This window comes from Methanocaldococcus sp. (assembly GCF_024490875.1).
GTDB lineage: Archaea > AGJL01 > Methanococci > Methanococcales > Methanocaldococcaceae > Methanocaldococcus.
Genome location: NZ_JACCLX010000032.1, coordinates 1 through 9916, shown reverse-complemented (window position 1 = coordinate 9916; position 9916 = coordinate 1). Strand labels below are relative to the sequence as shown.

Annotated in this window: 12 protein-coding genes and 1 pseudogene; 9 read left to right on the top strand and 4 right to left on the bottom strand. The window is 28.8% G+C overall.

The genetic code is table 11. The annotated features are described in order from the left end of the window. The first annotated feature begins 361 nt into the window (after positions 1–361). On the top strand, positions 362–931 hold the full coding sequence (locus HZY31_RS05880; protein ID WP_297318496.1) for a GMP synthase subunit A: 570 nt from the start codon (positions 362–364) through the stop codon (positions 929–931). Positions 932–965: 34 nt separating this feature from the next. Beyond that, positions 966–1730 carry a precorrin-4 C(11)-methyltransferase gene (gene cobM / locus HZY31_RS05875; RefSeq protein WP_297318495.1) on the top strand — a complete coding sequence of 255 codons (765 nt, stop codon included), beginning with the start codon at positions 966–968 and terminating at the stop codon, positions 1728–1730. Between the two features lie 10 nt (positions 1731–1740). Here the strand turns inward: cobM and HZY31_RS05870 are convergent, their stop codons facing one another. Together HZY31_RS05870 and HZY31_RS05865 are read right to left on the bottom strand one after the other, a co-directional pair. Next, positions 1741–1971: a hypothetical protein gene (locus HZY31_RS05870; RefSeq protein ID WP_297318494.1), complete on the bottom strand. Its 231-nt coding sequence runs from the start codon at positions 1969–1971 to the stop codon at positions 1741–1743. Further along, entirely contained in the window at positions 1949–2293 is a 345-nt protein-coding gene (locus HZY31_RS05865; RefSeq protein WP_297318493.1) for a DUF2304 domain-containing protein, read from the bottom strand. Before HZY31_RS05865 ends, HZY31_RS05870 begins: the two co-directional genes overlap by 23 nt. 87 nt (positions 2294–2380) lie before the next feature. Here HZY31_RS05865 and pyrB point away from each other — a divergent pair, with 87 nt between their 5' ends. Continuing rightward, the gene (gene pyrB / locus HZY31_RS05860) at positions 2381–3289 is read left to right on the top strand and encodes an aspartate carbamoyltransferase (RefSeq protein ID WP_297318492.1); all 909 of its coding nucleotides are present in this window, start codon (positions 2381–2383) and stop codon (positions 3287–3289) included. Here pyrB and HZY31_RS05855 read toward each other — a convergent pair. Then, a complete protein-coding gene (locus HZY31_RS05855) occupies positions 3286–4359 on the bottom strand; it encodes a DUF362 domain-containing protein (protein ID WP_297318491.1) in 1074 nt (357 codons plus the stop codon). The two genes, pyrB and HZY31_RS05855, sit on opposite strands and share 4 nt — an antisense overlap. A 44-nt stretch (positions 4360–4403) precedes the next feature. Here HZY31_RS05855 and HZY31_RS05850 point away from each other — a divergent pair, with 44 nt between their 5' ends. Beyond that, a complete protein-coding gene (locus HZY31_RS05850) occupies positions 4404–5144 on the top strand; it encodes a TatD family hydrolase (RefSeq protein ID WP_297318490.1) in 741 nt (246 codons plus the stop codon). Then, positions 5144–5521, top strand: a complete 378-nt coding sequence (tsaA, locus tag HZY31_RS05845) for a tRNA (N6-threonylcarbamoyladenosine(37)-N6)-methyltransferase TrmO (protein WP_297318489.1) — start codon at positions 5144–5146, stop codon at positions 5519–5521. The genes HZY31_RS05850 and tsaA overlap by 1 nt, the downstream gene beginning before the upstream one ends. Here tsaA and HZY31_RS05840 read toward each other — a convergent pair whose 3' ends face one another. Further along, positions 5522–6442 (bottom strand): beta/alpha barrel domain-containing protein, encoded by a 921-nt coding sequence (locus HZY31_RS05840; protein WP_297318488.1) that lies wholly within the window; start codon positions 6440–6442, stop codon positions 5522–5524. 100 nt (positions 6443–6542) lie between these two features. Here HZY31_RS05840 and HZY31_RS05835 point away from each other — a divergent pair, with 100 nt between their 5' ends. The 4 genes and pseudogenes from HZY31_RS05835 to HZY31_RS05820 form a co-directional block, all read left to right on the top strand. Next, entirely contained in the window at positions 6543–7979 is a 1437-nt protein-coding gene (locus HZY31_RS05835) for an NAD(P)H-hydrate dehydratase (protein WP_297318487.1), read from the top strand. Between the two features lie 9 nt (positions 7980–7988). Continuing rightward, positions 7989–8867, top strand: a complete 879-nt coding sequence (locus HZY31_RS05830; RefSeq protein WP_297318486.1) for a PHP domain-containing protein — start codon at positions 7989–7991, stop codon at positions 8865–8867. Positions 8868–8890: 23 nt separating this feature from the next. Further along, entirely contained in the window at positions 8891–9763 is an 873-nt protein-coding gene (gene nifH, locus HZY31_RS05825; RefSeq protein ID WP_297318485.1) for a nitrogenase iron protein, read from the top strand. A 58-nt stretch (positions 9764–9821) separates the two neighbouring features. Continuing rightward, positions 9822–9916 (top strand): annotated as a pseudogene (locus HZY31_RS05820) (IS6 family transposase); the annotation flags it as partial.

Below are 9916 nucleotides of genomic sequence, written 5' to 3'. Positions count from 1 at the left end.
ATAAAATCTTCCAAAAATCTCAATAATTTAATAAAATTAAATACTCAAATTAATCAAAATAGAAGATCCTCCGAAATTTGATAAAAATCCTTAAAATTAAAAAATAACTAATTAAAATCCTCTAAATCAAAAAATAAAAATTTTTAGCGAGAGAAAGTGATGATAAATAAAAAATAAAGACTAACTTATAGAAGGTATACCAATAGGAGGCAGAGCCCTTATGGAGCAATAGAGGGTTTCTCTCTATGCGGTGTATATCAATAGAGCAGAGCCTAATATGGTAATAAAATTTTTAGCGCAAGATATATAAATTTACATAAGATTAAAAAATTTATTTCTAACAAAGATATTAGGTGATATTATGATTGTTATCTTAGACAACGGTGGGCAGTATGTTCATAGAATATATAGGAGTTTAAAGTACATAGGAATTCCTTCGAAAATAATTCCAAATACAACGCCATTAGAAGAGATTGAACAAAATAAAGAGATAAAAGGGATTATATTGAGTGGAGGGCCAGATATTGAAAAGGCAAAGAACTGTATTGATATAGCGTTAAATGCAAAACTTCCAATATTAGGAATCTGTTTAGGACATCAAATTATTGCTAAGGCATATGGTGGAGAAATAGGAAGAGCTGAGGCTGAAGAATACGCCTTAACTAAAATTTATGTTGATAAAGAAAACGATTTATTTAAAAATATTCCAAAGGAGTTTAATGCTTGGGCTTCTCATAAGGATGAAGTTAAAAAAATCCCAAAGGATTTTGAAATTTTGGCACATTCTGATATATGCAAAGTTGAGGCTATGAAGCATAAATCAAAACCAATTTACGGAGTTCAATTTCATCCAGAGGTTTCACATACTGAATACGGAAGTGAAATTTTAAAAAACTTTTGTAGAGTTTGTGGAATTCTCCCAATAAAATAGATAATTAGAAAGTTTAATTTTGTAGAGGGAAATTATGGAAAAAAAAGTTATAATAGTTGGAGCAGGTCCAGGAGATCCCGAGTTGATAACAGTTAAAGGTAAAAAGGCCATAGAAGAGGCAGATGTTATTATCTATGCTGGCTCATTAGTTAATAAAGAACTTTTAAAATATAATAAAAAAAACGCTGAAATATATAATAGTGCAAATATGGATTTGGAGAATATTATTAATGTAATGGTTAAAGCAGTTGAACAAGGAAAAAAAGTTGTTAGAGTGCATACAGGAGATCCTTCTATTTATGGAGCTATAAAGGAGCAGATTGATGAACTATCAAAATATGGGATAGATGTTGAAATAATTCCAGGGGTTAGTTCCTTATTTGCAGCAACTGCATCATTAAAAGTAGAATTAACACTTCCAGAAGTCTCTCAAACTGTAATTATTACAAGACCAGAAGGAAGAACTCCAATGCCAGAAAAAGAAAAGTTGAGAGATTTAGCTAAACATCAATCAACGATGGCTATTTTTTTAGGAATCTCAATGATTGATAAAGTTGTTAAAGAGTTAATTGAGGGTGGTTATAAAGAAGATACTCCTGTAGCAGTAGTTTATCACGCATCGTGGGAGGATGAAAAGATTATTAGAGGAACTTTAAAAGATATTGCTGAAAAGGTAAAAAAAGAGGGGATTAAAAAAACTGCTTTAATAATCGTTGGAGAAGTTTTAAATCCTAAATATTATGCTTATTCAAAACTCTACGATAAAGAATTTGAGCATGGTTATAGAAAGAAAAAATAATTTATTAATATTATTTTTGATATTTGTTTTTAAACTCTTCAATTTTTTCTAACAATATTTTTAAATCAGTTTTTTTAGTAATATCAGTTTCTTTTTCCAAGAGTTCTTTAACTTTTTTTTCAAGATCTTCTAAACTATCACTACTTTCAATTAACTTTTTAATGAACTCTACATTTTCAATATAAGGTAGAGCATCATAAATCAACGATAATTTAAAATCAATCTCTTCTTTTAGGCTCATATCTATCCCTTATGGCCATCTCTCTAACTAAGTATGTTATCTGTCTTTCTAATTGATCAATTTTAGCATAAATTCTATAAATTAGGTAAAATAAAACTACTATAGAAATATAGATAATAGCATCAACTCCTCTCCCTACTCCTAAAATCTCTGCAATATACTTAAAAAACTCTGGATATATTAACAATATAATAACAAAACTCCAAACGAAAATCCAGAATAATCCTTCATTTATATTAATATTTCTCCTTTTTAGTTGCAATATAACTCTCGATAAAGCGAACAATGCAAATAATATTCCAACTATTTGAATTAATTCCATATTACTTTTCCTCCAAAATATTTATTTATAATTCTTTAATTATTTAAGTTATTGTTAAACCTTCTATATATAATATTAGGGATAAACATGAGGCACTTAATCTCAATGAGAGATATAGGTAAAAAAGAAATCTTAGAAATTTTAGATGAAGCAGAGAAAATGGAAGAGTTATTAAAGAAAAAAACTCCTTTAAAACTTTTAGAAGGGAAGATATTAGCAACCGTTTTTTATGAGCCATCAACAAGAACAAGGTTAAGTTTTGAAACTTCTATGAAAAGATTAGGAGGAGAAGTTATAACAATGACTGATTTAAAAAGTTCTTCTGTTGCCAAGGGAGAAAGTCTTATAGATACTATTAGAGTTATAAGTAGTTATGCAGATATTATTGTTTTGAGGCATCCAAGTGAAGGAGCGGCAAGATTGGCAAGTGAGTATTCAGAAGTTCCAATTATAAACGCTGGAGATGGGAGTAATCAGCATCCTACACAGACGCTTTTAGATTTATACACAATAATGAGAGAGATTGGAAAAATAGATGGGATAAAAATAGCCTTTGTTGGAGATTTAAAGTATGGTAGGACTGTTCATTCATTAGTTTATGCTTTATCTTTATTTAAAAATGTTGAGATGTATTTCATCTCCCCAAAAGAGTTAAAGATGCCAAAAGATATAATTGAAGATTTGAAATCCAAAAATATAAAATTTTATGAAAAAGAAAATATTGAAGATATTGATGATAGTATAGATGTTTTATATGTAACAAGAATCCAAAAAGAGAGATTTCCTGATCCTAATGAATATGAAAAAGTTAAAGGTAGTTATAGAATTACAAAAGAATTTGTTGAAGGTAAAAAATTTATAATTATGCATCCATTACCAAGAGTTGATGAAATTGATTATGAAGTAGATAATCTACCACAGGCAAAGTATTTTAAACAGAGTTTCTATGGAATTCCAGTAAGAATGGCTATTTTGAAGAAATTAATAGAATATTAAAATAAAACAAATCTCTTCAAATCAATTGCATTATAGGGGCATATCTCATGACAACAATAGCAGTTTATGCATTTTTTTCTATCTATTTTCAAATTAACTATTGCATTAGCTGGACAAACCTTTTCACAAATTCCACACTTTTTACAGTATTTTTTATTTATCTTTGGTTTTGGAGTCATAAGATTGAAAATTATTTTAATTATTTGAGGGGGCAATATAGAATTTAATAAAACTGTATCTGGTTTTTTGAATTTGATGGGTTTTATTTCATTGAGAGATTTTTTCTCATTTTTGTCTGCATCTATTACTTCAAAATCAACTTTAAGCAATCTATTTGTTAAAATCTCATCCATCTTATAACCAATATAATAGGAAGCAAATAAATCAACTGCAACAGGATTTGTAGAGCTTATAACTATCTTTGAATGCTTTGGTTTTCCATTACTTGGGCCGTTTCCTTCCATTCCCCAAATTCCGTCCATTATAGTTATAATTTCTTTATCCTTAGTTATAAATTTATAAAGTTCTACTAACAACTTTGCAAAATCTTCCTCCTTTGGAAAATGTCCATGAAGTTTTGGCTTTAAACCTCCTGGAATACAGCCGTATAAATTTTTAACAGATCCAGTAAATTTCATTAAAACATGAGTTTTTAATTTTGGGAGATTTATTATTAAATCACTATCAATAACGGTTTTTGGAATAGGGATTTCTTTATTAAGAATTTTTGTTTTTACATATTTATCTTTCTCAAAAGAAATATAGTTTATTCCATATTTTATACAAACATCTTCAATTCCAGAAACTCTAAAAGATTTTCTTGTTGAATATCCAGATGACTCTCCAACAACAATTTCTCCGTTAAAATTATTCTGCAAGTATTTTATAATCCACTCTAAGAATTTTGGATGAGTTGTAACACATCTTTCAGGAGGATAAGGTCCAAGAATATTGGGCTTTATTAATATTTTATCAAAATTATTAAGGTTGTAAGATTTAAATGTTAAATTTAGGATGTTATTATCTAATGAATCATAATCATCCCTTATTACATAATAAACTTTTTCCATTTTATCCCTCATTAAAATTATCTAATTATTAATTAGGTGGTCCTATGTTTTATGTTGATGCTCACTGTCATATAGAGGACAAAAATTTTAATAAAAATAGAGACGAAATTATTGAGAGATCTAAAAAAGAGAATGTTAAAATAGTAACAAGTGGTGCAAGTTTAGGAGGATGTTTAAGAGCATTAAAATTTAAGAAAAAATATGATATTTATTTAACACTTGGATATCATCCTTCAAGGGTTAAGGCAGATAACAAAACAATAGATAAAGTTTATAATTTAATTAGAGATAATGAGAATGAGATTTTAGCTGTTGGAGAGATTGGGATGGATATTAAAGATGAAAACTATGAAAGGCAAGAAGAAATATTTAAAAAATTTTTATCTTTGGCAATTGAGTTAGATAAACCAATTGTAGTTCATGCAAGAGGTTTTGAGAGAAAGATATTTGATATAGCTAAAGATAAAGTTGATATTATGTTTCACTGTTACAGTGGAGATTTAGAAACTGCAAAAAATATATGTAGAGAGGGTAATTTAATTTCAATATCTACTTTATTATGTTTTTCAGAGTTTCATAAAAAACTTGTAGAAAATTTAGACATTGATTACTTAATAACAGAAACTGACAGCCCTTATTTATCTCCAATTAAAGGAAAGAAAAATGAGCCAAAAAATGTTAAATTGGTTGTTGAAGAAATAGCTAAAATTAAAGAGATGGATGTTGAAGAAGTAAAAAAAGTTATTTATAAAAATGCATGTAAGTTTTTTAAGAGGAGGTTATAATGTTTTACTTAAAACCTATTGGAGTCGTAAAGCAGAATGAAAATTATACTATTTTAGAGATATTTGATGAATATATTGATGGATTAGATGGTTTAAAAGAAGGAGATTATATTATTATTCTCCTGTGGTTTCACAAAAATGATGATGAAGAAAAAAGAAAAATTTTAAAGGTTCATCCAAAAAAGAATTTAAAAAATCCATTAAAGGGTGTTTTTGCCACTCGCTCTCCGTATAGACCTAATCCTATTGGAAAATACACAGTAAAAATCCACAAAATTAATAAAAATAAAATTATTATTGATAAAATTGATGCTTATGACAAAACACCAATAATTGACATAAAAATATTTTCAAAAGAGTTGGACTGTCCAAAATAATTATTTTCTATCTCCATAATATATCTTTAATGCCTCTTCTAAACTTTTACCTTCAATAGTTATTGCATATATAGCATTGCACATCCTTACTGCCTGATCTAATGGTTTTTGATGTATATTCCTTCCAGTAGCATTTCCTCTTGCTCCACTAATATTTATTTGCTCCCAAATTCTTTTTAAAAATATTTCTGGATCTACACTCTTTCCTCCTGCACATAAAACTCCTGTTCTTCCAGCGGCTAATACTGCCTCTTTAAATCTTTCAGCGGCATTGTCGCAGTTAGGATAATTAACTTTCACGAAATCTGCTCCTAAGCAACATGCAATTCCAGCAGCTCCAGCAATTAAATGAGGGTCTTTTTCATTTTCAACATTTTTACCCCTTGGATAACTCCAAATTATGGCAATTAATCCATGCCTATGAGCCTCTAATATAACTTTGGATGCTTCCTCAAACATAATATGCTCATATTCACTTCCTGGGTAGATAGTGTAGCCAACTCCCAAAATATTTAATCCAGAGTTTTCTTTAAAATTGACAACATCTCTAACAGTTACTAATGCCTTACTTATAGGATCTCTACTTTTAACAAGATGCGTTTTAGAATTAATCTTTACAATGTATGGAACTTTTTTATAATCCATTCCGTATCTTGCAATTAATCCAAGTTGAGTGGCAAATGCACAAATTTTTCCTTTACTCGCTATATTAAACAGATGCTCCGGAGATGCATCTTCCTTAGCAATCCCCTCCCCAAAGAAATCATCATTCATATGCTCAATTTTTTGATCTCCTGCAAATATCATAACATTTCCTGTCTTTTTAGTTAATTCTAAATAATTACTAATATATTCTTTTTTAACACTTTCTGGAACAGTTAATGGAACCTTTATATCTTTCTTTCTAAGTTTCTTTACCATAAAAACCCCCTAATTTAATTGAAATATTACGCTGAAATGTATATATAACAATAAAATATATTATAATTAATAATATTAATAAGTATCTATGTGGGATATTATGGAGATATTTAACATTTTAAAGGAGAAAATAAAAGAAAAAGATGTTATAACTCCAAAGGAAATGGCTATTATTGATGACAATGCAGAGTATTTAGGAGTTCAAAAGATACTGTTAATGGAAAATGCTGGAAAGGTAGTATATGATAAAATTAAAAATATTGAGGCAGAGGAATACATTTTTTTATGTGGAACTGGAAATAACGGTGGAGATGGCTTTGTTGCGGCGAGGCATTTAGGAAGAGGAACTGTTATATTAATTGGAAAAGAATCAGAGATAAAAACTTATGAGGCAAGAGAGAACTTTAAAATTTTAAAAAATTTGGCAGAGTTTGGAAATATAAAAATTATGGAAATTAGAGGATTTGATGATATTGAGGATATTTTTGAAAGTTTAAAGGAGAAAAAGGCAGTTATTGTAGATGCTATGATAGGAACAGGAATTAAAGGAGAGTTGAGAGAGCCATATAAGACAATAGTTAATAAAATAAACGAATTGAAGAAAATAAATAAAGATATTTTTGTTGTGAGCGTTGATGTAGAAACTGGAAACTTAAAGAGTGATTTAACTATAACATTCCATAAGAGAAAAACGATAAATAAAGGAAATGTAATTGTAGAAAAAATAGGAATACCAAAAGAGGCAGAGTATATAGTTGGATGGGGTGACTTAAAAGCATTAAAAAAGAGAGATAAAAATAGCCACAAAGGACAGAATGGGAAAGTATTAATTATAGGAGGTAGTAAAGATTTCTTTGGGGCTCCAATATTATCTGGATTGGCGGCATTAAAAGTTGTTGATTTGGTAGGGATTCTTTCTGTTAATTGTGTAATAGACAAATTAAATCATCCAGAGTTTATTATGTATAAGGTTGAAGATAACTATTTAATTGCTCAACACGTTGATTATGCTTTAAATATCGCTAAAAAGTATGATGTTGTTGTTTTAGGAAGTGGTTTATCTAATAACAATAAAACAAAGTCATTTGTAAATGAATTTTTATCAAAATATGATAAGAAAGTAGTGATTGATGCTGATGCAATTAAAGTTATTGATTATGATAATATTGAATTCTCTGAAAATTACATATTCACCCCCCATAAAAAAGAATTTGAATATATGAAAATAGACTTAAATAATATAGAGGAAGTAAAATCAACGATTGTATTAAAAGGAAAGTATGACATAATATTTAATTCAGATAATTTAAAAATAAATAAGACAGGAAATGCAGGAATGACAGTTGGGGGTTCTGGGGATGTATTGGCAGGGTTAATTGGGGGGCTATTTGCTACAAATGAGCCTTTTATTTCTGCATGTTGTGGAGCTTTTATTAATGGCTATGCTGGGGATTTACTTTTAAAGGAAAAAGGTTATTACTACACGGCATTAGATTTAATTGAAAAAATTCCAAATGTTTTAAAACTCTTTGAATAAGGAGATAATATGAAGGCAGATTTACATATACATACTAAATATTCAGGTATAGGGAGATTTTGGAAGTTAAAATTTCCTGATTCTGTAGAAGAGCCAAGGAATATTTTAAAAATGGCTAAAAAAAGAAATATTGGAGTTATAGCAATAACTGACCACAATACAATAAGAGGGGGAATTGAAACTAAAAAATTAGAAAAAGAGTTTGATATTGAAGTTATAGTTGGAAGTGAAATTTTAACTACTGAGGGAGAAATTATTGGCTTATTTTTAAATGAAGAGATTCCTAAATATTTAACTCCAGAAGAAACTATAGAAAGAATTAAAGAACAGGGAGGTTTGGCGATAGCACCACATCCATATAGCCCAATATGTAAATCTCTTGAAGATAGGATATTTGATTTAGATTTAGATGGTGTAGAAGTTTTTAACGCTTATCATAGAGATGGAATTGTAAATAATATAGCTTTAAAAAAGGTTATAGAAAATTATCATAAAAAGCCATTTGCATTTATTGGGAGTAGTGATGCACATATAGCAAGAATGGTTGGTAATGCATATACATTATTTGAAGGTAATTCATCAGATGATTTATATAAAGCAATAATTAAAAAAAGAACAACATTTGGGGGAAAGCCAACTCCTCTATATCAGGCTATTTTATGGAGTTATGATATAGTGTTAGAATCAGAGAAAAAATTAATAAAATCTATGTTATTTAAAGTAGATGATGAAAAAATAAATTCAATAAAATTTTATAAAAAAATTTTAGGAGTTTTTGGAGGTTTTATGTATATCTTTACCCCTTTACCAATACTATCTGGATTTATAGGAAATTACTATCTTAAAAAGAAGGCTAAAGAAAAATTAGAGAAATTTCTAAATATTTAATTTTTATAAAAGAGGTGGTATTTTTGAAACAAATTGCCTTTTATGGTAAGGGTGGTATTGGTAAATCTACAACTGTGTGTAATATAGCCGCTTCCTTGGCTGATGAAGGGAAGAAGGTTATGGTTATTGGTTGTGACCCAAAACACGATTGTACTTCAAATTTAAGAGGTGGAAAGGAGATTCCAACGGTATTAGATACAATTAGAGAAAAAAATTTGGATAAACTTAACTTAGATGAGGCAATAGAAAAAGGAGTTATAAGTATAGATGATATTGTCTATAAAGGTTATAAGGGAATTTACTGCGTTGAGGCAGGAGGGCCTAAGCCTGGCTATGGATGTGCTGGGAGAGGGGTTATAGTGGCAATAGAGTTGTTAAAAAAGATGAATGTTTTTGAAACATTAGGAGTTGATGTTGTTTTATATGATGTTCTTGGAGATGTTGTTTGTGGTGGTTTTGCAATGCCTTTGAGAATGGGACTTGCCAATCAGATTTATATTGTAACTTCCTCTGACTATATGTCAATATATGCTGCAAACAATATCTGTAAAGGAATTAAAGAATTTGCAAAAACTGGAAGAATTAAGTTAGGAGGATTAATTTACAATGTTAGAGGTTCATTAGATGCAGAAGATATTGTTAAAGAGTTTGCCAAAAAATTGGAAACTGAGATAGTTGGTAAAATTCCAAATTCTTTGTTAATAGCAGAGGCAGAAATTGAAGGTAAGACAGCTATAGAATATTCCCCAGACAGTGAAATTGCATCAATTTATAGAGATTTGGCTAAAAAAATTTATGAAAATGAAGGTGGAGTAATTCCAAAACCTTTGGAAAATGAGGAAATATTAATTATTGGTAGGAAGATTAAAGAGAGATTAAAGAATTTTTATAAATGATAATTGAGACTGTCAAGATAAGAAAGATTTAAAAATATGGAAGTAAAAAATAGGGGATATGAAGCTGACGATAGAAGTATTAAAGGAACGAATGGCGGAACTTTTTAAGAGAGATAGGAAATCGGTGGAGATTAAAATTTTATCTGGGATTTT